The organism is Enterovibrio qingdaonensis (assembly GCF_028683135.1).
GTDB classification, from domain to species: domain Bacteria; phylum Pseudomonadota; class Gammaproteobacteria; order Enterobacterales; family Vibrionaceae; genus Enterovibrio; species Enterovibrio qingdaonensis.
Map to the genome: position 1 here is coordinate 1 of NZ_JAJUBB010000008.1, position 22,170 is coordinate 22,170.

The 22,170-nt window shown below is 47.8% G+C and carries 17 protein-coding genes and 5 tRNA genes; 13 read left to right on the top strand and 9 right to left on the bottom strand.

The window, feature by feature from the left end:
- Positions 1-73 precede the first annotated feature (73 nt).
- Together LRP49_RS12260 and ilvY are read right to left on the bottom strand one after the other, a co-directional pair.
- Positions 74-367: a SemiSWEET transporter gene (locus tag LRP49_RS12260; protein WP_274142497.1), complete on the bottom strand. Its 294-nt coding sequence runs from the start codon at positions 365-367 to the stop codon at positions 74-76.
- Between the two features lie 108 nt (positions 368-475).
- Positions 476-1,360: an HTH-type transcriptional activator IlvY gene (gene ilvY / locus LRP49_RS12265; protein WP_274142498.1), complete on the bottom strand. Its 885-nt coding sequence runs from the start codon at positions 1,358-1,360 to the stop codon at positions 476-478.
- A 155-nt stretch (positions 1,361-1,515) separates the two neighbouring features.
- Between ilvY and ilvC the strand changes: the two genes are divergently transcribed.
- The gene (gene ilvC / locus LRP49_RS12270) at positions 1,516-3,000 is read left to right on the top strand and encodes a ketol-acid reductoisomerase (protein WP_274142499.1); all 1,485 of its coding nucleotides are present in this window, start codon (positions 1,516-1,518) and stop codon (positions 2,998-3,000) included.
- A gap of 74 nt (positions 3,001-3,074) precedes the next feature.
- On the opposite strand, the gene ubiK is transcribed toward ilvC, so the two are convergent.
- The 4 genes from ubiK to LRP49_RS12290 form a co-directional block, all read right to left on the bottom strand.
- Positions 3,075-3,335, bottom strand: coding sequence for a ubiquinone biosynthesis accessory factor UbiK (ubiK, locus tag LRP49_RS12275; protein WP_274142500.1), 261 nt, complete (start codon positions 3,333-3,335; stop codon positions 3,075-3,077).
- 152 nt (positions 3,336-3,487) lie between these two features.
- Positions 3,488-6,571: a multidrug efflux RND transporter permease subunit gene (locus tag LRP49_RS12280; protein WP_274142501.1), complete on the bottom strand. Its 3,084-nt coding sequence runs from the start codon at positions 6,569-6,571 to the stop codon at positions 3,488-3,490.
- Positions 6,572-6,580: 9 nt separating this feature from the next.
- On the bottom strand, positions 6,581-7,684 hold the full coding sequence (locus LRP49_RS12285; RefSeq protein ID WP_274142502.1) for an efflux RND transporter periplasmic adaptor subunit: 1,104 nt from the start codon (positions 7,682-7,684) through the stop codon (positions 6,581-6,583).
- Positions 7,681-8,271, bottom strand: a complete 591-nt coding sequence (locus LRP49_RS12290; protein ID WP_274142503.1) for a TetR/AcrR family transcriptional regulator — start codon at positions 8,269-8,271, stop codon at positions 7,681-7,683. The genes LRP49_RS12285 and LRP49_RS12290 overlap by 4 nt, the downstream gene beginning before the upstream one ends.
- 163 nt (positions 8,272-8,434) lie before the next feature.
- Here LRP49_RS12290 and rep point away from each other — a divergent pair, with 163 nt between their 5' ends.
- On the top strand, positions 8,435-10,453 hold the full coding sequence (rep, locus tag LRP49_RS12295) for a DNA helicase Rep (protein WP_274142504.1): 2,019 nt from the start codon (positions 8,435-8,437) through the stop codon (positions 10,451-10,453).
- A gap of 50 nt (positions 10,454-10,503) precedes the next feature.
- Here the strand turns inward: rep and LRP49_RS12300 are convergent, their stop codons facing one another.
- Positions 10,504-10,926 carry a c-type cytochrome gene (locus LRP49_RS12300; protein WP_274142505.1) on the bottom strand — a complete coding sequence of 141 codons (423 nt, stop codon included), beginning with the start codon at positions 10,924-10,926 and terminating at the stop codon, positions 10,504-10,506.
- 342 nt (positions 10,927-11,268) lie between these two features.
- On the opposite strand from LRP49_RS12300, the gene LRP49_RS12305 reads away from it, so the two are divergent.
- From LRP49_RS12305 to LRP49_RS12355, 11 genes are all read left to right on the top strand, one after another.
- Positions 11,269-11,345: transfer RNA gene (locus tag LRP49_RS12305), tRNA-Arg, on the top strand.
- A gap of 33 nt (positions 11,346-11,378) precedes the next feature.
- Positions 11,379-11,454: transfer RNA gene (locus LRP49_RS12310), tRNA-His, on the top strand.
- Between the two features lie 2 nt (positions 11,455-11,456).
- Positions 11,457-11,533: transfer RNA gene (locus tag LRP49_RS12315), tRNA-Pro, on the top strand.
- Positions 11,534-11,651: 118 nt separating this feature from the next.
- Positions 11,652-11,727: transfer RNA gene (locus tag LRP49_RS12320), tRNA-His, on the top strand.
- A 2-nt stretch (positions 11,728-11,729) separates the two neighbouring features.
- Positions 11,730-11,806 (top strand) — tRNA-Pro (locus LRP49_RS12325).
- 1,109 nt (positions 11,807-12,915) lie between these two features.
- Complete coding sequence (locus tag LRP49_RS12330) at positions 12,916-14,508, top strand: ABC transporter substrate-binding protein (protein WP_274142506.1); 1,593 nt, start codon at positions 12,916-12,918, stop codon at positions 14,506-14,508.
- Positions 14,509-14,588: 80 nt separating this feature from the next.
- A complete protein-coding gene (locus LRP49_RS12335) occupies positions 14,589-15,602 on the top strand; it encodes an ABC transporter permease subunit (protein ID WP_274142508.1) in 1,014 nt (337 codons plus the stop codon).
- 11 nt (positions 15,603-15,613) lie between these two features.
- Positions 15,614-16,519: a dipeptide ABC transporter permease DppC gene (dppC, locus tag LRP49_RS12340; RefSeq protein WP_274142509.1), complete on the top strand. Its 906-nt coding sequence runs from the start codon at positions 15,614-15,616 to the stop codon at positions 16,517-16,519.
- A gap of 9 nt (positions 16,520-16,528) precedes the next feature.
- Positions 16,529-17,509, top strand: a complete 981-nt coding sequence (gene dppD, locus LRP49_RS12345; protein ID WP_274142510.1) for a dipeptide ABC transporter ATP-binding protein — start codon at positions 16,529-16,531, stop codon at positions 17,507-17,509.
- Positions 17,506-18,492 (top strand): peptide ABC transporter ATP-binding protein, encoded by a 987-nt coding sequence (locus LRP49_RS12350; protein WP_274142511.1) that lies wholly within the window; start codon positions 17,506-17,508, stop codon positions 18,490-18,492. Before dppD ends, LRP49_RS12350 begins: the two co-directional genes overlap by 4 nt.
- A 120-nt stretch (positions 18,493-18,612) precedes the next feature.
- Complete coding sequence (locus tag LRP49_RS12355) at positions 18,613-19,518, top strand: SPOR domain-containing protein (protein ID WP_274142512.1); 906 nt, start codon at positions 18,613-18,615, stop codon at positions 19,516-19,518.
- Between the two features lie 565 nt (positions 19,519-20,083).
- Here the strand turns inward: LRP49_RS12355 and cspE are convergent.
- Entirely contained in the window at positions 20,084-20,302 is a 219-nt protein-coding gene (gene cspE, locus LRP49_RS12365) for a transcription antiterminator/RNA stability regulator CspE (RefSeq protein ID WP_274142515.1), read from the bottom strand.
- Positions 20,303-20,675: 373 nt separating this feature from the next.
- Entirely contained in the window at positions 20,676-22,043 is a 1,368-nt protein-coding gene (locus LRP49_RS12370) for a hypothetical protein (RefSeq protein ID WP_274142516.1), read from the bottom strand.
- Between the last annotated feature and the right edge of the window lie 127 nt (positions 22,044-22,170).

The following is a 22,170-nucleotide window of genomic DNA, read 5'->3' on the forward strand; positions in this document are numbered from 1 at the left end:
CAATAGCAGGGCTTTCTTTCGTCTGCGATTTGTAAAAAACACTTAGCGTGCTTTTTACATGGCCGAATGTCGTCTAAAACGTTATCCCTACTCGCACAATGATCCCTGCCACCATGGCGAGATACATCAAAAAGCCTAGCCCGTTGCCAACCCAAATGGTCGGGTTCTTGTGGTAAAGTCCGTAAATAGTCCAAAGCATAGCGATAAATGAATAGAGCACCCAGGTCGTGAGTGACAAACCTGCGGCATGTTCGGTGTGCGAGAAGTAAAGTTTGTAGATCTGAGGTAGCGTTGCGATTGGGCTGACTAGCCCCATTACCAGCATCAACGGTTCTAATGCTTTTCCTATTCGTTCTATTACGCTCATGACCTACCTCTCTTATGCCTCGTTATAAAGAGAGGATAGTCATCAGTAATTTATATCGGTGTGGCTAAGAATCGCGATGCTGAGACAGTATCGAAAGTGAGCGAAAGGTTAGATGGACTTTTCCTCCGCCACCTCCCAAAGCGCGGCAATCAGCGGATTTTCCTTTTGTGAACGTAGGCAGCAAACGCCCAGCTCAAACGGTTTGATCGGCGCGACCTTTAAGCGCTCAATCTTTTCTCTGACTGGACTGTTATTGATCACCACATCCGGCGCAATACCGACTCCACAACCGAGAGCTACCATACTGACGATGGCTTCATGGCCGGACACTTGTGCGTAGATGCTTGGCTTTATCTTCATTTTCTTAAACCAAGTATTCGCACGCTCTCTTGCTGTTCCTGCCTCAGGCACAATAAACGGCACCGATGACCAGTCAGGTGTTGGACTGTGAAGCGTGTCAGCGAAGCTGCTAACGCCAGCTGGGGCGATTACTGACAATGGAATATCGCTGATAGGTTCGAACGCGATTTTCGCAGGTAGCTGCTCTGGGCGCGCGGAGATTGCTATATCTGCGTCATCTGACAGGACTTTATCAATCGCTTGTGCGGGATCACCGGTCGAGACTTTCAATTCAATGCGAGGATGACGAAGCCTGAACTCTGAAAGTAGCTCAGGAAGATGGCTATAGCTTGCCGTGACCGAGCAGAATAGGCGGATTTCACCGACGAGTTCGTTCTCTGATGTATTGAATTGGGCTTGGTATTGCTGCCACTCATTCAAAATTTTGAGTGCGATAGGCAGAAGCTTTTTGCCAGCAGCAGTAAGCTCGACACTGCGATTATCCCGTTGAAAAAGCTGTTGCTCAGCTTCTTGCTCCAGCCTTTGAATTTGACGGCTCAGTGCGGAGGGGCTGACATGCATCGCCGCTGCCGTTTTTGAAAAGCTTTTGCTGTCGCATAAATGTATGAACAACTGCAAATATTTAATGTTCATCGCAAGACTTCCATGTTGCAAAAAACGCAATTACTTGTTGTGAATATATCACTTTAAGCAACTAAATGCCTGATCTATGATGGGGACAATTCGATAACACAGCTTGTCATGTGGTTATCGCTCAAGGACAACATTTTCTTCACGGAGTATTCGACATGTCTAACTATTTCAATACCTTGAACCTGCGCGAGCAACTTGCTCAGCTTGGTGTTTGCCGCTTTATGGACAAAGCAGAATTTGCGAACGAAGCAGATTTCCTAAAAGGCAAAAAGGTTGTCATCGTAGGTTGTGGTGCGCAGGGTTTGAACCAAGGCCTTAACATGCGCGACTCGGGTCTAGACGTGTCTTATGCTCTGCGTCAGGCTGCGATCGACGAGCAGCGCCAGTCATACAAAAACGCCAAAGAAAATGGCTTCAACGTAGATAACTACGAAAACCTGATCCCGCAAGCGGATTTGGTTGTTAACCTTACCCCAGATAAGCAGCACACTGCAGTAGTTACCGCAGTCATGCCTCTGATGAAAGAAGGTGCAGCACTGGGTTACTCTCACGGTTTCAACATCGTTGAAGAAGGCATGCAAATCCGCAGCGATATCACCGTGGTGATGGTTGCACCTAAGTGTCCAGGCACTGAAGTACGCGAAGAATACAAGCGTGGTTTCGGTGTACCAACGCTGATGGCTGTTCACCCAGAAAATGATCCGAAAGGCGAAGGCCATGAGATCGCGAAAGCATGGGCGGCAGCAACTGGCGGACACCGTGCTGGTGTTCTGGAGTCTTCTTTCGTAGCGGAAGTGAAATCTGACCTGATGGGTGAGCAAACCATTCTGTGTGGCATGCTTCAGGCGGGTTCTATCGTATGTTACGAGAAGATGGTTGCTGACGGTATTGACCCAAGCTATGCCGGTAAGCTGCTGCAATTCGGTTGGGAAACTATCACTGAGGCCCTGAAGTTTGGTGGTATTACCCACATGATGGATCGCCTGTCTAACCCTGCGAAGATCAAGGCATTCGAACTTTCTGAAGATCTGAAAGATCTGATGCGTCCACTGTACAACAAACACATGGATGACATTATCTCAGGTCATTTCTCTTCGACCATGATGGCTGACTGGGCGAATGATGATGCAAACCTGTTGGGCTGGCGCGCAGAAACTGCTGAAACGGCGTTCGAGCAATACCCAGATTCAGACGTGAAGATCTCTGAACAAGAGTATTTCGACAACGGTATTTTGATGGTTGCTATGGTTCGCGCGGGTGTTGAGCTAGCGTTTGAAGCGATGACTGCTTCTGGCATCATCGAAGAGTCTGCTTACTATGAATCTCTTCATGAGCTGCCATTGATTGCAAACACCGTTGCACGTAAGCGTCTGTACGAAATGAATGTGGTTATCTCAGATACTGCAGAATACGGTAACTACCTGTTCGCAAATGTTGCTACACCTCTGCTACGTGAGAAATTTATGCCGGGTGTAGGCACAGACGTTATCGGTAAAGGCTTGGGCGATGTTGGTAATGATGCCGACAACGCAACCCTAATTGCGGTTAACGATGCACTGCGCAATCACCCAGTGGAGTGGATTGGTCAAGAATTGCGTGGCTACATGACTGACATGAAACGCATTGCTGTTGGTGATTAATCCTCAGTAAAGGCTAAGAAAAACCCGGCTAAGGCCGGGTTTTTTGTGTCTGTCTTTTTTAGCTGAAGCGGCGATTAGGCGTCGCTTTTCTCATTCAGCTTTTGCTCGAACTCGGCCAGTTTCTGTTCCATTTCTGTCAGCTTTTGACGGGTGCGAAGCAGAACTTGAGTTTGCACATCAAACTCTTCACGGCTTACTACATCCAGCTTCGAAAGTTGAGATTGAATTACTTCACGAACTTTCTGTTCAACATCGTTGCCCAGATCACGCACCGGCTTTGGCATAGATTCATGGATTTGCTTGGCAATTTGCTCCAATTTCTTTGGGTCGAACATGCGTTACTCCTTATTTTGATGTCGTTATTCTAAGCAACCCCCGACCTTTTGTCGAAAGTGTCTTGCATGCCTTATGGCGGCCTACAACACAGAAATGTACGTTTGAAAATGAAAAAGGCCTCAAACGAGGCCTTTTAGATCAGAACGCCAAATCAGTGAGCTGGCTTTTCCAGCTGTGCGATGTCTTGGTCTTCTTCAAATTCCGGCAACGGTTCATGCTTGCTAGCCAGGTAGGTATAAATGACGGGAAGTACAAACAGCGTAAACAGGGTGCCGATTGACAGGCCTGCCACGATTACGATACCGATACTGAAGCGCTGTGCGGCACCTGCGCCTGTCGCATACATCAGTGGAATTAGGCCCGCAATCATTGCCGCTGTGGTCATCAGGATTGGACGAAGACGCACCTTCGCTGCCTCCATGACTGCTTCCATCTTCGACATGCCACGTAACAATTGTTCCTCTTTGGCCACTTCACAAATCAAGATACCGTGCTTGGTGATAAGACCAATCAGGGTGATCAGGCCGACCTGAGAGTAGATGTTCATTGTTGCAGCGCCGGAAGCCAGAGCAATCAACGCACCACAGATAGCGAGAGGTACCGAAACCAGTATCACGAGTGGGTCACGCAGTGATTCGAACTGGATAGCCAGAACAAGGAAGATCACCGCCAGTGCCAACATGAAGGTACCGACCAGAGCACTGCCTTCTGTCACATACTGACGGGACTCACCCAAATAGTCATGTTGGTAGCCCGCAGGAAGCTTCTCTTTAGCGACGTTTTCGAACCAGGCAATGGCATCACCCATTGGCATACCTGCTGCTGCAACGCTGATAGTGGCAGAATTTAGCTGGTTGAAGTGTGGCAGAGCACGAGGTTCAGCAATAACATCAATGGTGACCAATGACCCCAGAGGGATGGCATCACCATTGGCTGCGCGTACATAGTACCCTTCAATCGACTCTGGATTCTGGCGGTATTTACGTTCTACCTGTGGAATCACTTCATACGAGCGGCCATCAAGGTCGATGCGGTTTACGTAACCATCTGCCATCATGGTGCCCAAGGTGATACCGATATCTTGCATGGTTACACCGTATGCGCCAGCTTTGTCCTTATCGATATTGATTTTCATCGTGGCAGAATCGAAGTTCAAATCCATGTCTGAATAAACAAACTGCGGATTGCTCTTCACTTCAGCTAGCACATCAGAGGCAACTTGGAACAGGCTTTCGAAGTTGTTCGGTGTGGTGATCACGAACTGAATAGGTAGACCAGATGAAGCACCTGGAAGCTCTGGCATTTGGAATGTCGTTACCGCCATGCCAGGAATGTCTTTCACTTCCTCTGCCATGCGGGCAACCACTTCGGCCTGACTCGCTTCACGCTCGCTCCATGGCACCAGTGATGCGATACCAAATGCCTGGTTTGACTTAGGTACACCTGAGAATACTTGAGAAAACGCCACTTCTGGCTGTTCGGCAAGCTTCTTGTTCACCTCATCCATGGTGTTTTCGATGTAATCAAGGTTAGCGGTCGACGGTGCCGTACCCATCATCACCAGTACGCCTTTATCCTCCGCTGGTGCTAACTCACTCGGGATGAGTTTGAATAGCATTGGAAGGCTAAGGAAGATAATTACTGCGAAGGTAATAACCACTGGGCGCATACTCATGATAGTACCCAGCATTTTCGCGTAACGTTCTGTCATTCCATCAAGGAAGTGGTGGACTTTCGATTCGAACTTGCTGGGTTTCTCATTGGCTTTCAGCATCTTCGAACACATCATTGGAGACAGTGTCAGTGCAATAATGCCTGAGACAAATACCGCCCCCGCAAGTGTCAGGGCGAACTCTTTAAATAGAGAGCCTGTAATACCGCCCATCAATGCGATTGGGGCATACACCGCAGCCAATGTCAGTGTCATTGAAATAACGGGCACTGCAATTTCACGGGTACCAATGATGGCAGCCCTGAAAGGTGATTCGCCAAGCTTTATGTGTCGGTCGACGTTTTCTAGAACAACGATCGCATCATCCACCACCAGACCGATGGCCAGTACCATGGCGAGCAGAGTCATCAGATTCAGCGAGAAGCCGAACAATTCCATCATCATTGCCACGCCAATCAATGAGAGTGGAATAGTGATGATAGGAATAAGTACGGCACGGAATGACCCCAAGAATAGGGTGATCACGACAAGTACAATCAAAGCGGCTTCAATGATGGTTTTAACCACCTCATGAATCGATTCATTGATAGCGACAGTGGAGTCATACATCACCTTCATGGTGATGTTTTCCGGCATATTGCTTTCTAACTCAGGCAATTTCGCCAGAATATCAGCGGCAATGTTGATCGGGTTGGCTGTCGGAGCGGCATTGATTGCTGCGACTACAGCTTCAGAGCCGTTTGCAGTCGCACGATATACATCATGGCTTTTCTCCAGAGATACTGAGGCAATATCACCCAGTCGAATGACCTGTCCTTCTTGTGTAGCCACAACCAGACGTTTCAGCTCATCAGTATCAGAAACCTGCGTGTCTGCCGCACCGTTATAAACCATGTAGGTGCCAACGGCTTGACCCGTCGCCGACTGGAAGTTGTTTGCATTCAACACACCCATGACGTCGGTTGCGGTGAGGTTAAACGCCGCCATTTTTGCGGGATCCAGCCATACACGCAATGCGTATTTCAAACCGCCGTACAAGTCGATACTGGCAACGCCACTAACGGTAAACAGCTGTGGTTTAGTCACACGCTCCAAGTAGTCAGTGATTTGGCTGGAATCGAGGTCTTTAGATGTAAAGCCAATGTACATGACAGCGGTTGTTGAACCTGTCGACATCGACACTGACGGATCTTCTGATTCACTTGGCAACTGTGCACGTACCGAGTTTACCTTGGCTAGAATATCTGCCAGAGCCGCATTTGGATCGGTATTGAGCTTCATGTATGCCGTAATGGTGGATTTACCCAATACGGATTCAGACGTCATGAAATCAATGTTGTCCGCTTGCGCCACTGCTTGTTCCAGAGGTGTGGTAATAAACCCCTGAATAAGGTCGGCACTGGCACCGTAGTACCCTGTACTAATGGTGACCACAGTGTTGGTCATATCCGGGTATTCCCGAACCTGCATCTTAAACATCGACTGCAGGCCAAGCAGGGCGATAAGAAAGCTTATCGAGATCGCCAATACCGGACGTTTTATAAATATATCGGTAAATTTCATTGCGATCCCTTACAGCTGTGGCAGCTCGGCTGGTGGGTTCAGTGCATCGCTCTCGACCATTCGCACTTTCGATTTGTTACTCAGACGTACTTGACCAGATGTCACGACGCGGTCGCCTGCTTTCAGGCCTTCCACAATGTGTGCGATGTGACCTTTACGTTCTGCTACCTTCACAACCTGCTGTTTCGCACGGGTTTGACCTTCTTCGTCTTCGTACAGCACGAACACATTATCGCCATACAGAGCAAAATTGATGGCAGTTTGGTCGACAACAATTTGATCTTCGACGGTCGGCAGAATGATGTTTGCGCGAGCAAACATGCCCGAACGAAGCTGTCCATGGTTGTTTGGGATACTCGCTTGAACCTGAATCAAACCGCTTTGGAAGTTAACCGCAGGCTCAATTGCGCTGATCTTGCCTGTAAATGGTGTATTCGGGTACGCGTCAACGGAGATATCAACTTGCTGACCCAGTGTGATTTTCGCGATGTCAGTCTGCGGAACGGTAAAGCGAAGACGCATCACTGAGGTATCTTCAAGGCGAACAATTTCATTGCCTGGTTGCAGATATTCACCCAAATAAACGTTACGCAGACCCACGATGCCGTCGAATGGGGCATCAATGGTTCGGCGTTCGATTGAGGCTTTCAGGCTTTCTACATCTGCTTGTAGCGAGCGGAAATTTGCTTCCGCTTCATCCAGTGCTTCTTTAGAGATGGAACCTTGACGGAACAGGCCTTGATAACGTTTAAACTTGGCTTCTGCTGCAGGTAAGCGGGCTTGCGTACTTTTTAGGTTCGCCACTTCTACTTTGGAGTCGAGTGTTAGCAGGACATCGCCTGTACGGACAGTTTGCCCTGATTCAAAGTTAATCTTATCGATGATGCCGCTCACTTCCGTAGTGAGGGTGACACCCTGATTAGGTTCAACAAAACCGATAGCTTCAATGGTTGGTACCCATTGAGCGGTTTCCAAAGTGGCAACGGTCACCGGGAATTCCGGTTCAGGCATGTTCTTAAACTGTTCAAACTTCGCCATGTTCTCATTCAATTTGTAGAGAACAGGTGCTGCCATAGCGGCAACAATAGCGAGCATGATTACCCATTTCTTCATTGTTTAGATAACTCCGATTCTGTATGAAGGCTGATAGCGTCCCAACAAGCGTTAATAACGGCTTCCAAAGAAGAAGCGTCAAGGTTTATAACCCCTCGAACCTGTTTGCGAGCTAAACAGATGGCAGGTTCTATGCCGATACTGGATAGCACGTCAGCGCCCAAAGGTTTGAATATTCCATTTGCGATGCCGTGTTGAAAAAAGTGGTGAATAGGGGAAAAGACTTCGCGCTCTGTCATTTTTTGTTCGCGCGTGTTCTCATACGGCAAGCTGTCGAACTGTTCACGGTTAATCGCGTTGTCGTCTCGACTGATTGTCAGTTCCCACGCGTTACGCCAAAAAATGTTGAACTGTTCACGTAGTGGTAGATCGTCTGAGTACCCGACCATCATCTTTGCGGCACAGTGGCTGACGACATGGGTACGCAGTTGAACCAAAAGGTCGTTTTTGTCTGTGAAGTAGCGGTATATCGTGCCTGCGGCAACCCCTGCTTCTTTGGCGACCATCTGCATCGATAGGCGATCAAAGCCATGTTTTGCCAGCAATCTTTCTGTTGCTTCCAGAATTTGTGTTTTTTTATCTGACATAAAACGAGACAAGTGAATGAACGTTCATTCATTGTATTAATATTGATACACACTTCAAGACAAAACTGTAAAAGATTTGTTCATTTTTTTTGAGTAATGAACTGAAGAACCTTTCCTTTTACAATACTCAAGCAAATCGCATTAAAGAGATGATGAGGACACCATGAAACTGAACCCTGCCCAGAATGATGCTGTGCACCATGTATCGGGCCCGTGCTTAGTGTTGGCAGGAGCGGGATCGGGTAAAACGCGCGTTATTACCAACAAAATTGCGTACCTCGTCCAGAAGTGCGATTACAAAGCACGCCATATTGCTGCAGTCACATTTACCAATAAAGCGGCAAGAGAAATGAAAGAGCGTGTCGCTCAGACCTTGAGTAAAGAGGAAGCTCGCGGCTTGATGGTCTCTACATTCCATACCCTAGGTCTGAATATTATTCGACGTGAATACAAGGTATTGGGATTAAAAGCGGGATTCTCTTTATTTGATGACCAAGACCAAATGGCATTGCTCAAAGAGCTGACGGAAGATGAACTGGACGGCGACAAAGATCTTCTGAAACAGCTTCTCCATAAGATTTCCAATTGGAAAAACGACATGATGACGCCCACGATGGCTGAATCGTCGGCGATCGGAGAGCAAGACCAACTCTTCGCGCACTGCTATGGCATGTATCAAAAGCAAATGAAAGCCTACAACGCGCTGGATTTTGATGACCTGATTTTGATGCCAGTGATCTTATTAAAAACCAACCAGGATGTTCGTGAGCGTTGGCAAAGTAAGATCCGGTACCTCTTGGTGGATGAGTACCAAGATACCAATACCAGCCAGTATCAACTGGTAAAGTTGCTGGTGGGCGAACGGGCGCGATTTACCGTGGTGGGGGACGATGACCAGTCAATATATAGCTGGCGTGGTGCTCAGCCTAAAAACCTGTTAATGCTGAGCCAGGATTTTCCAAGCCTGAAAGTCATCAAATTAGAGCAAAACTACCGCTCGACCAGCCGCATTCTTCGATCCGCAAACATTTTGATTGCCAATAATCCGCATGTGTTCGAAAAAACGCTGTTCTCAGCATTGCCTGATGGCGAAATGCTAAAAGTGCTGAAGGCCAACAATGAAGACCATGAAGCAGAGCGTGTAGTCGGTGAAATTATTGCGCATCGCTACATGCATCGCTCCGACTACAAAGATTACGCGATTTTGTATCGAGGAAACCACCAGTCTCGTTTGTTTGAAAAAGCCCTGATGCAAAACCGGATTCCTTATAAAATTTCTGGTGGGACGTCGTTTTTTGCCCGTGCAGAAATCAAAGACATCATGGCCTACCTTCGTCTCCTGACCAACCAAGACGATGACAATGCATTCCTGCGCATTGTGAACACACCGCGCCGAGAAATAGGACCGGTGACACTGGAGAAGTTGGGAACCTACGCTAACATGCGCGGTAAAAGCTTGTTTGCGGCTAGCTTTGAGTTGGGTCTTCAGCAACACCTCAATGGCCGAGGCCTAGAATCCCTCCAACGGTTTACGCGGTGGATTGTAGAATTGTCAGATGAGTTTGAGCGCGGTAATGCAGTCGAAGCCGTGCGCTCATTGGTGCGTGATTCACATTATGAAGATTGGCTGTATGAGACTGCATCGAGCCCTAAAGCTGCCGAAATGCAGATGAAAAACGTGTCTGATCTCTACAGTTGGATTGTTGCTGATCTTGAAGGTGATAACTACGACAACGAGCCTAAAACATTGCGTGAAGTGGTCCAGCGTTTGACGCTTCGCGACATGATGGAGCGGGGTGAAGACAGTGATGATGCCGACCAGGTGCAACTAATGACGCTTCACGCTTCAAAGGGGCTGGAGTTCCCGTTTGTTTATCTGATTGGGATGGAGGAAGGTCTGCTACCTCACCAATCCAGTATCGATGAAGACAATGTCGAAGAAGAGCGACGCCTTGCATATGTTGGTATCACTCGGGCGCAACGCGAAATGACGTTCACCCTTTGTAAAGAACGCCGACAATATGGCGAGCTAATTAAGCCGATGCCAAGCCGATTTCTTGAAGAGTTGCCTTACGACGATGTGGAGTGGGAAGAAAAGAAAAAGCCCCAGACACAAGAAGAGCGAATGGCAAAAGGGCAGGCGGCAATTGCGAACCTTCGTGCCATGCTGAAAAAAGACTAATCGAAGACTAAAAAAGCGACCTACCGGGGTCGCTTTTTTGTTCCGCTTTGCTACTGAGCAATCATGTAATCAATGGTCGCTATGATCTCGTCATCAGAGCAATCCATACAGGTGCCTTTCGCTGGCATCCCATTGAAGCCGTTGATCGCGTGATCATTTAGGATGTCGCGACCTTGAGCTAAACGTGGCTCCCATGCAGCAGCATCACCGATCTTAGGTGCGCCAGCAACGCCAGTAGAGTGACAGGCCATACAGAAGGTATTGTAAATGGCTTCGCCTGTTCGCGGACCGGATGGTGCTGCCGCTGTCTCGGTTACCGGTGCTTCACCATCTAAGTAAACAGAACCAACCGGGGCGATACGTTCAGCAATGGCTTCTTCGGACATATCGGCAGCGTGTGCTGCACCTATCAGAGACAGAGCAGTGACGGCTGACACGGCTAGACGACGTAAAAAAATTCCCTTTGCGCTCACGATTGCACTCCCAATTTCATTTATCGCTCCGATAGAACGGGCGTTTTTTATGCAGTTAGCTATTTTTATCACAATTTTTTTTACGGGATCCGTAAGTGGGACGACCTTTTTCACAATTGTGATGAAGTAAACGACGAAGTTAATCACAAATTACGTTAACTCCGTGTAAACATTAAGTGATTATAGCTCTTTAGATTGTTGCAGGGAACCGTTATGATGGCGACTCCCCGCACTGTTTTACGCCTGATTGTGTAAAATTGAACCGTTCAGGAAAAAAATTAAAAAAAGTGCTAGACGGCATGAGTCGATATCCGTAATATTCGACTCCGCCGACAGGGGCAAGCGCCCGTAGCTCAGCTGGATAGAGCGTTGGCCTCCGGAGCCAAAGGTCGCAGGTTCGAATCCTGTCGGGTGCGCCAATCCGGAAAAGAAATTTTGGCGAAATATTTGTGGTGGCTGTAGCTCAGTTGGTAGAGTCCCGGATTGTGATTCCGGTTGTCGCGGGTTCAAGTCCCGTCAGCCACCCCACTCGGTGAATAGCGCAGTTTGGTAGCGCATCTGGTTTGGGACCAGAGGGTCGGGGGTTCGAATCCCTCTTCACCGACCACATTCAGAGAGCCCGCTAAATTAAGCGGGCTTTCGTCGTTTTAGACTGTGTTTTGAGTGTTTGCTCGTAAATGCGGACGGGGAGCCAGCCCGGACAAGAAACTCGGCAAAATATTGTGGTGGCTGTAGCTCAGTTGGTAGAGTCCCGGATTGTGATTCCGGTTGTCGCGGGTTCAAGTCCCGTCAGCCACCCCACTCGGTGAATAGCGCAGTTTGGTAGCGCATCTGGTTTGGGACCAGAGGGTCGGGGGTTCGAATCCCTCTTCACCGACCACATTCAGAAAGCCCGCTCAGTAGAGCGGGCTTTCGTCGTTTTGAACCAATAGAAAGTCGTGAATTGTCATGCTTTCAGCAAGATGGGTCGGGTGCGGAAGGCCGCCCCGTACTAATCTCTCTTCATCGACCACATTTAGAGAGCCCGCTCAGTAGAGCGGGCTTTCGTCGTTTTGGGCAAATGGAAAGTAATAGATTGTCATGCTTTCAGCATGATGGGACGGGTGTGAAAGGATGATCTATCATCCTTATTAACCGTTACAATCCAATTTGCTTCAATCTTCCCTCTTTACTACTCAGCGAGTTTCTCTCTATTTATCCTAGACCGCGTTTTTACGTGCACTTACTGGGTTCGATATCGATGTTGTTAACACGTTAGTACAAGTGGTTAGCTGTCCTCTATCTCGTTCTTCAAATAGGCAGTGAAGAAATAGAATAAGTCATCATGGCTCTGGCTTGCTGTGACTGACAGACTCACGATGAGTGTTCTATTTTTGACCGCTTCAGTAGTGCTTTATAGGAAAATTGTCGTTTTTTTGAAGTGAGTCATGCTGAAAAAGCATCATTGATGGGGGTTTAATGCATAAACATCTCTCTATTTATGCATTAAGACACATTCACTTTTATCGAGTATTACTCGACCAGTTGGTTATAAACTGGCGAAAGATTCTGCAAATTATGTAAGAACTCATATCATTGATTAACATTTAAATATTTTATTCTGTTTCCTTCTCACTTCGTGACTGGTTTGTTTGGGTGGCGTCATTGTCGCGTGATTGTAACTAGTTAATCTGCAATGAAAACATATACATATATCCATTCGTGGCTTGTTTTTATGTGTTCTGTAATCGATTGCAATACTGACTAGTTATGCGATTCATTGGTTTAAATATCGAACTTTGTGCTGCTTTGTTGATTTTTTGTGAAATCTTTGCCAGATTCTTCTATCAACAAATTGCGTCGATTTTGCGCAATTTCTAACGGCCGCTACGCAGTATCAACCTTCCACCATTACATGTTTGATTGCATGGGAATGCGAAAATGTCATCCATTCCTGGATGTGGGTTGATCGGGCGGCCATTTATCGTTCAAACCACATGGAGTCAAACGATGAAAACAGGAATGTTGAAGCTGAGTGCAGCTTTAATTGCGTCAGCTCTGGCTGCTGGAGTTCAAGCGAAAACACTGGTTTATTGCTCTGAAGGATCTCCAGAAGGATTTAACCCATCGCTCTACACCTCTGGCACCACGTTCGATGCAAGTTCTCGCCAAATATTTAACCGATTAGTTCAATTTGAGCGCGGTACCACCAAAATTGTCCCTGGGCTCGCAGAATCCTGGACGGTCTCTGACGATGGTCTTACCTATACCTTCAAGCTCCGTGAGGGCGTGAAGTTTCACAAAACAAAAAACTTCAAACCGTCTCGAGACTTTAATGCCGACGATGTGATCTTCTCCTTTATGCGTCAGAAAGATGAAGGGCATCCTTACCACAAAGTTTCCGGCGGCTCATACGAGTACTTCAATGCGATGGAAATGGGCGATTTGATCGACTCCATCGAGAAGGTTGATGACTATACGGTGAAATTCAACCTGACTCGCCCAGAAGCTCCTTTCATCGCGAACTTGGCAATGGATTTCGCGTCAATCATGTCAGCAGAGCAAGCAGATCAAATGCTTGAAGCGGGTACGCCAGAAAAACTGGACTTTGAGCCAGTAGGTACGGGGCCATTTGCACTCGCTGGCTATAAGAAAGACTCAACCATTCGTTATAAAGCCCATCCTGAGTATTTCGAAGGCAAGGCACCTATCGATCGTTTGGTGTTCTCCATTACGCCGGACGCATCCGTTCGCTATGCAAAACTGCAAAAGGGCGAGTGTCATGTCATGCCTTATCCAAACCCTGCAGATCTCAAACGCATGCAGTCTGATGAAGTCGTGAACCTGATGAGCCAAGAAGGCCTGAATGTGGGTTATTTAGGTTTCAATACGCAGAAGAAACCGTTTGATGATGTACGTGTTCGCCAAGCGTTGAACATGGCAGTGAACAAAGGTGCGATCATTGATGCGGTATTCCAAGGTGCGGGTAAAGAAGCGAAAAACCCAATCCCACCTACGATTTGGTCATACAACGATGCGGTAGTTGATTACAACTACGATTTGGACAAAGCCAAAGCTTTGCTGAAAGAAGCGGGTTTGGAAAACGGCTTTGAAACCAATATCTGGGCGATGCCTGTTCAGCGTCCATACAACCCAAATGCACGCCGTATGGCTGAAGTTATTCAGGCAGACTGGGCAAAAGTGGGTGTGAAAGCGGAAATCGTGACTTACGAATGGGGTGAGTACCTCAAGCGTTCAAAGGCCGGTGAGCACGATACAGTGCTGTTAGGTTGGACAGGGGACAACGGTGACCCAGATAACTTCCTTGCGGTATTGCTTGGCTGTTCAGGCGTTGGTGGTTCTAACCGCGCACAGTGGTGTTACCAACCGTTTGAAGACTTGATCCAGAAAGCGAAGAAAACTGCAGACGTCGAAGAACGTACCAAGTTGTACGAACAGGCACAGGTGGTTTTCAAAGAGCAGGCACCATGGGTAACCATTGCTCACTCTGTTGTTTTCGAGCCTGTACGTAAAGAAGTGAAAGACTACAAGATTGACCCATTTGGTGGTCACATCTTCTATGGCGTAGACATCCAAGAATAATCACGTCATTCAAAAGTACACCGCGGTCGCAGGACGTGACCGCGGTTTTTGCGTCACCACGCAATTGAGCGAGTCGATTTATGTTGCAGTTTATTCTCAAACGATTGGGGTTGGTGATCCCGACGTTTATCGGCATTACCTTGCTGACCTTTTCCCTTATCAGGATGATCCCGGGAGACCCAATTGAAGTCATGGCGGGTGAGCGGGGTGTTTCTCCCGAACGTCATGCTCAGCTAATGGCAGAATTGGGCCTTGATAAACCTATGTTAGAACAGTACTTCATCTACATTGGTAACGTTCTACATGGGGACCTCGGTACCTCACTTATCACCAAAGAACCTGTCATGAAAGAGTTCATGACGTTGTTTCCCGCGACGATGGAGCTTGCGCTCTGTGCTGCTTTGTTTGCCATTGCTGTTGGGCTTCCCGCTGGGGTTATCGCCGCCGTTAAGCGAGGGACCTTCGTTGACCACTCGGTCATGGCTGTCTCGCTGACAGGTTATTCCATGCCGATATTTTGGTGGGCACTTTTGCTCATTCTCTTCTTTTCTATCGGGCTAGATCTCACACCAGTGTCTGGTCGCATGGATGACGCCACCTACTGGGTGGATGAAGTCACCGGATTTATGTTGATAGACAGTTGGCTGTCCGATGAAGAAGGCGCGTTCGGCGCAGCCGTGCACCACTTAATACTACCCGCCATTGCACTTGGAACGATTCCTTTAGCCGTGATTGCCCGCATGACGCGATCTTCCATGTTAGAAGTGCTGGGCGAAGATTACATTCGAACTGCACGAGCGAAAGGCCTGATGCCTTGGCGTGTGGTATTAATTCATGGCCTTCGCAATGCACTTATACCGGTTATTACGGTGATTGGCTTGCAAGTGGGTATTTTGTTGTCAGGTGCTATTTTGACGGAAACCATTTTTGCGTGGCCAGGGATTGGGAAATGGCTAATTGAGTCCATAGGACGTCGAGACTATCCCGTGGTTCAAGGCGGAATTTTGCTGGTGGCCACCATCATAATCGTTGTTAACCTTATCGTAGATATTCTCTACGGTGTCGTTAACCCACGTATTCGTCACGGTAAATAGGAGGGGGAACGATGTCGGAAACCACACAAAATACGAACCTTCCTCAAGAGCGCGAGCCGCTGTCGCCGTTTGCTGAATTCTGGGGATACTTCTCAGTCAATAAAGGTGCATTAGCAGGGCTGATATACATTGCCTTTGTTATTGTTGTTGCGGTTCTTGCACCTATCGTGGCACCGCACAACCCTGCGGAACAATTCCGTGATGCGCTATTGGTGCCTCCCGCGTGGATTGAAGGCGGAAGCTGGAGTTACATTCTTGGCACAGACGACGTAGGCAGGGATATTCTGTCTCGCTTGATTTATGGTGCACGCTTGTCACTCTTGATAGGTTGCCTCGTGGTCGTACTGTCGCTGGTGTTAGGTGTCGCTCTTGGGTTAGTCGCCGGTTACTTCGGTGGCATGGTTGATACTGCCATCATGCGCCTTGTTGACATCATGTTGGCCCTGCCAAGCTTGCTGTTGGCGATAGCGATTGTCGCGATTCTAGGCCCTTCCATCTTTAATGCATCCCTTGCGATATCTTTCGTTTCCCTGCCTCACTACGTGCGCCTAACTCGCGCGTCAGTGTTAGCAGAAATAAACCGTGATTACGTCACTGCATCCCGTGTGGCAGGTGCTGGGCATCTTCGTTTAATGTTCTCTGTGCTGCTTCCCAACTGTCTTGCGCCGTTGATTGTTCAGGCGACGCTCGGTTTCTCAGCTGCGATTTTGGATATGGCTGCATTGGGCTTTTTGGGCCTTGGGGCACAGCCTCCTACACCAGAATGGGGTGTGATGCTGGCAGATGCTAGGCAGTTTATTAACTCTGCATGGTGGGTTGTTACCTTCCCTGGATTGGCGATTTTGGTGACAGTGCTGGCGTTCAACTTAATGGGTGATGGCCTTCGGGATGCACTCGACCCGAAACTGAAGCAGTAGGAGAGCAAGATGGCGATATTAGAAGTAAATCAGCTCTCTGTGCATTTCGGTGATGAGAGTGCGCCGTTTAAAGCGGTTGATAAAATCAGTTATACCGTTGATGAAGGCGAGATACTTGGCATCGTCGGTGAGTCAGGCTCGGGCAAATCCGTCAGCTCGTTGGCGATCATGGGGCTGATAGATTACCCAGGACGTGTCAGTGCAGATTCGGTGAACTTTTACGGTTCAAACTTACTGGAGATGCCGGACAAAGAGCGTAAAAAGCTGACGGGTGCAGATATATCCATGATTTTCCAAGACCCCATGACCAGTCTGAATCCCTGTTTTACAGTGGGATATCAGATCATGGAAGCGTTGGAAGTGCATCAGGGCGGCAGCAAGAAAGCACGTAAAGCGCGAGCGGAAGAGTTGCTGCGTCTGGTTGGGATCCCTGATCCCGGTTCACGATTAAAGGTGTACCCGCATCAGCTCTCCGGTGGTATGAGTCAGCGCGTGATGATTGCGATGGCAATTGCTTGTAACCCTCGCTTGCTTATCGCAGACGAGCCAACAACGGCACTGGATGTCACCATTCAGGCTCAAATTATTGATTTACTGCTCGACTTGCAAAAAGAGCAGAACATGGCACTGGTGTTGATCACGCATGATTTGGCGCTGGTGGCGGAAGCTGCGCACAAGGTTATGGTGATGTACGCAGGGCAGGTAGTAGAAACAGGGGCTGCAGCTGACATATTCAGTGCGCCAAAGCATCCTTATACACAGGCATTGCTGCGTTCACTGCCGGAATCTTCAGTCGGAAAGAGTCGCCTTGATTCGCTAGCGGGTGTCGTCCCTGGTCTGTTTGATAGACCTCAGGGCTGTATGCTGAATCCGCGTTGCCCGTATGCGACTCAGACCTGCCGTACGGAAGAGCCTGTCATTCAGGGGCCTTCAGAGCGTGCGGTTAAATGCCACTATCCGCTAAATGAGCATGGAGAGCCAACGCGATGAATCAAGAGCAATCACCGCTGCTCCATGCAGTGGATTTGAAAAAATACTACCCCGTGAAGCAAGGGTTGTTTAAACCCGATGCTGAAGTCAAAGCCTTGGACGGTGTGTCGTTCACGCTTGAGCGTGGTAAAACCTTAGCCGTGGTCGGTGAGTCGGGGTGTGGTAAATCGACACTCGGTCGACTGTTGACCATGATCGAGGAGCCGACTGGTGGGACATTGGATTTTAAGGGGCAGGATTTACTCAAGCGTGATCCGGAGTCGGATAAACTTCGGCGCCAGAAAATCCAAATCGTGTTTCAAAACCCCTATGGGTCGCTGAATCCAAGGAAAAAAATAGGGCAAATTCTTGAAGAGCCTCTAGAGATAAATACCGAGATGAATCGGGATGATCGCAAAGCCCGTGCACTGGAAATGATGGCGAAAGTTGGCCTAAAAACGGAGCATTATGATCGCTATCCGCACATGTTCTCCGGGGGGCAACGTCAACGTATCGCGATCGCGCGAGGTTTGATGTTGAATCCAGAAGTCGTTGTCGCGGATGAACCTGTTTCTGCTTTGGATGTGTCGGTACAAGCCCAAGTATTAAACCTGATGATGGACCTGCAGGAAGAGCTTGGTCTTTCTTATGTATTTATTTCACACGATCTGTCGGTGGTAGAGCATATTGCGGACGAAGTCATGGTGATGTATTTGGGGCGCTGTGTCGAAAAAGGGCGAGCGGATGAAATTTTTAAATCTCCTCAACACCCTTATACGCAAGCGTTGTTATCCGCCACGCCTAGGCTAGACCCAGAGCATCGACTGGAGCGCATTAAGCTAACGGGAGAGCTGCCCAGCCCTCTAAACCCACCCAAAGGGTGTGCGTTTCATGCGCGGTGCCGACATGCAAAGGATAAGTGTCATAATGAACAGCCAACATTAAAACGCTATGAGCAACGGCAAATCGCGTGCTGGGTTGTTGATGAAAACCAGACATCATAACCAAAATCAAAGGGCATCAACTGATGCCCTTTTTCTTTTCAATTCGTAGACAGTTGAATTTGGGTCTAAGCTAACTATCTAACAATTAATAATAAAACACGCCAATTTGGGAGAGGCACCATGGCTTCGAAACCCCTCGTGCTCTTGTGTTTTCTGCTGTCGTATTCGACATCCTTACTTGCCAAGGTGAATGTCTGCGTACCGGAAACCGAGTCGGGATGGAATGTGGTTTCAAATGGTTCTTGCCCAATAGGTGAAGGCTTGTGGGAGAGTGAGCCTGAATCAAACAAAGGGCAGTTTTGGGTGCAATGTGGCATGTTAACCAGCCTGCCCGAAAAGTGGTTTGCGACTGACATTAAGCGCTCAGTGCTTCAAGACCAGATCATCTTGTTACAAGAAGGTGGCTATTACCGCTGTCTAGCCGGGCCTTATGACACTTTCTCTACCGCGCACAAAGTACGAAATGCCATGCGTAAGCAACCGGCACTGAAAACGGCGTTTATCCGTGAAGTAAAAGTGCCTTTGACCCACGCTAAGTCCCCTAGCAATGCAACGCCAATAAAGGCGATGACCGAACCTACGAGCGAGAAAGAGGCGAGTGTTGAAGCGATTGAAGCCGCAACATTGGCGGTGCTACCTGAGGCTTTGCCTGAGCCGGCGATAAAAGACGCAGTGCCGAAAAAAGTTGTGAGGAAAGTGCCGCGAGATAAACGGAGCCGTAAGTACTTTGATGTGGCTGGTCTTCAAAGTCCTAAACCTAAAAGCCAAGAGCAACGGTACACTGATGGCGAACGCTCTTGGTGGCGTGCTACGTATGACGAAGCGTTTTCCGCATGCGAAAGAGACGGTATGGAATTGGTTTCAATGGAAAAACTCAGGTCACTGGCTCGAGATTCAGAAACCCGTGCAGCATTCCCTAAGCGCTTGCCGTATTGGGTAAAAGAGCAGAAGGCTTTCGACATTGTCATGATGGTTCCAATGCCGCTCAGGGAAAGCTCGTTGATACATGTTTTGTGTGAGGAATAGCTGGATAATTGTGTGAAATAAGCGAGAGGATTGGGTGTTAATTGAAGGGGGAGAGTCGATGATTTGAGATAGGTATTAGCTATTAAAAGACTGAAAACTCCCCAATAAAACTATCGTTACTGATGATTCTTCCTTTACCTGACGCCTCACAAAACGAGAAGTTAAGGTCGGTACTATCAATATTTCCTTTCACCAAAATATGGCGAGCGAGAACGTCGCTATTTAGCTGGTGGATAGTGGAATTCCATGTTTCTTTATTTTTAAATATTTTGAAATTAATAATCAAAAAATCACCTTACTGTTTGAGTTTTATTTTTGTGGAACCAAAAGCGTTTGCGCCCATTAGATCGAGACATATATGACCCTTAATAATTAAATTAATATAAGATGGCTACTATAAGCCAGTGGTAGATGGAAATTTAAAATTTGCTAATGCGGAAAGTAAAAGCGTATCTACAGGATAAGATATTTGTTGTGCTTGATATTTTCGAAGAGAATAGACTAATCGCGAGCAGAGATTGTAGTGGCGTAAATTTCAACAAATAAACCTACGCCACATTTCGAATTAAAGTGCTACGACGTTAGCCGCTTGCAGGCCCTTCTGGCCTTGCTCTACTTCGAAAGAAACCTTTTGGCCTTCAGCCAGCGTTTTGAACCCTTCAGACGCAATCGCGCGGAAGTGTACAAATACATCTGCACCGCCATTGTCTTGAGAAATAAAACCGAAGCCTTTCTCTTCGTTAAACCATTTTACGATGCCAGTTGCTTTGTTTGAATTAGACATTATGTGTCCCTTATATGAAATTAAATTAATCGCGATAAATATGCGATGCGCTGAAAGCTGGAATTATTTAATGTTTTGATTAAGCTAAGGGAAACACTGAGGATTGCAACATTTACGAAGATATTCTGAGGGTTTTACTTTTACTATATTTTGCATTTAATAACTCTGAACAACAGAGCAACGCCATTATTGTCTGCCAAAAACATATTGTAAAGACATTTTTTGAACAAAAATTAAAAGTGCCTTAGGTTTTGATGTCATCGCCGCCTATTCGTCGAAACGGATTTTGATGCCCAAAAGGCGACGTATGGACACGGCTATCCAAACCGTTGATTGCCGTCAGGTGGCACCGTAAATCATATAAAAACATGTTTTAATACAGCATGGTAACTGCTTGATTGTAATTCACGGTTTCCAGCCCAATGCCACCGCTTCCACTGAACGTCAAACCAATGAAATTTAACGGGTAGTAGCTAAACCATGCTGCACTGCCAATATCAGCCACACCCAGAGGAACACTGATACTGGCCCCCCTTGCGTAACCGCCAATATTGGCCTCACTGCTTTCTATGCCGTCTTTCCAAATCCCAAGCGTTAGGCCAATACCTGCACTCAAAGACACACCTTTGGAAATCGCAACGCTACCATACGGGCGGCTATTGCCGTGCCAATCGAGTGCGATGCCATATTCTGTTGTTGCGCCGATACCAACCTCAAGCTCTGGCCCTCCACCTAAGGTCATTGAGCGATAACCATGGAGAAGGGCGGTTGCTCGAAGTTGTTGGTAGCTTTCCATGGCCGAAATAATCTGATAGGCCGCGTCACCGTCTTTGTCTTTAATCGCTCGCTTTAACGCACTGTTTGTTGACGCTTCAGCCAGAAAGGCGGCGGCAGCTTGGTTGATTTCCATGTTGGCATTCACTTCTTCGCGAGCAAGCTTGATTACTTCGGATTCAGCATTAAACGGTTCGCCACAGATTCTGTCATAGGGAGGACCAAAGTTTTGCAATGCTTCGGGTGGTGCGGGCATGAGTGCCAAATCATCTTTGCAGTAAAACTCGGTTTTACATTCTGCGCCGGGGTTAAATGCCCATAGAAAGCTAACTTTAGAAGAGCCTGTAGGGCAGCGATAACATTCGCCTCCTTTTTCAAATTGACCGTCCTCACAGCCATACACAGAACGTTCAAATGTGGCATCGGTTCTTTCTTTGTTGAAGCCAAGCCCTCGTTCTTTACAGCTATCGGGCTTGTGGATTGGTGTCCATGTACGTCGGTAACCATCTGGGCATCGCCAGCATTCGCCGCCGTTATGTGGTGTGAAGTAGAGGTTTTTTCCTTTGCACCCCCAATTTGTTGCGTCCCCAACCAAAATCGCATCGATTTTTATTTCATCGCCACAGGGCTCATAGCCTACCTCTCCACAGACAAAGTCAGGTGGGCCAGGTGAATCATCGCGTGGCTCAACAATCACCGTAGTAGGTACTGTCGAGGGTGTGGCTTCGCTGGAAACGTCTGGAGAGGGCTGGGTTCCAGTGATCTCCTCTGTTGTCTCTTCTTCCTGTGATGGTGGCGTTATCTTAGGTGGCATTACAGGAATTGAATAAAGGGAGTCGTCGGATATCGTTGGCGTGTCTTTCGGTGTGTCGGAAGGTACTGAGGTCGAGGTGTGCGTTGATTCGCAGCCAAACAGAGCGATTACCAGCAGAGCAATCCAGAGGTGGTGAACCCGAAACCATGTCATACCCACACCTTGGTGTTTGATGAGTTGTGGTGTATTTAAAGGCAAATACAGTGGTTGAGTATAGGCATTGGAAAAGGCATTACGGTTCTCACACTTGCGAAGCGAGGCGTGAGGAAGGGAGCTTTAG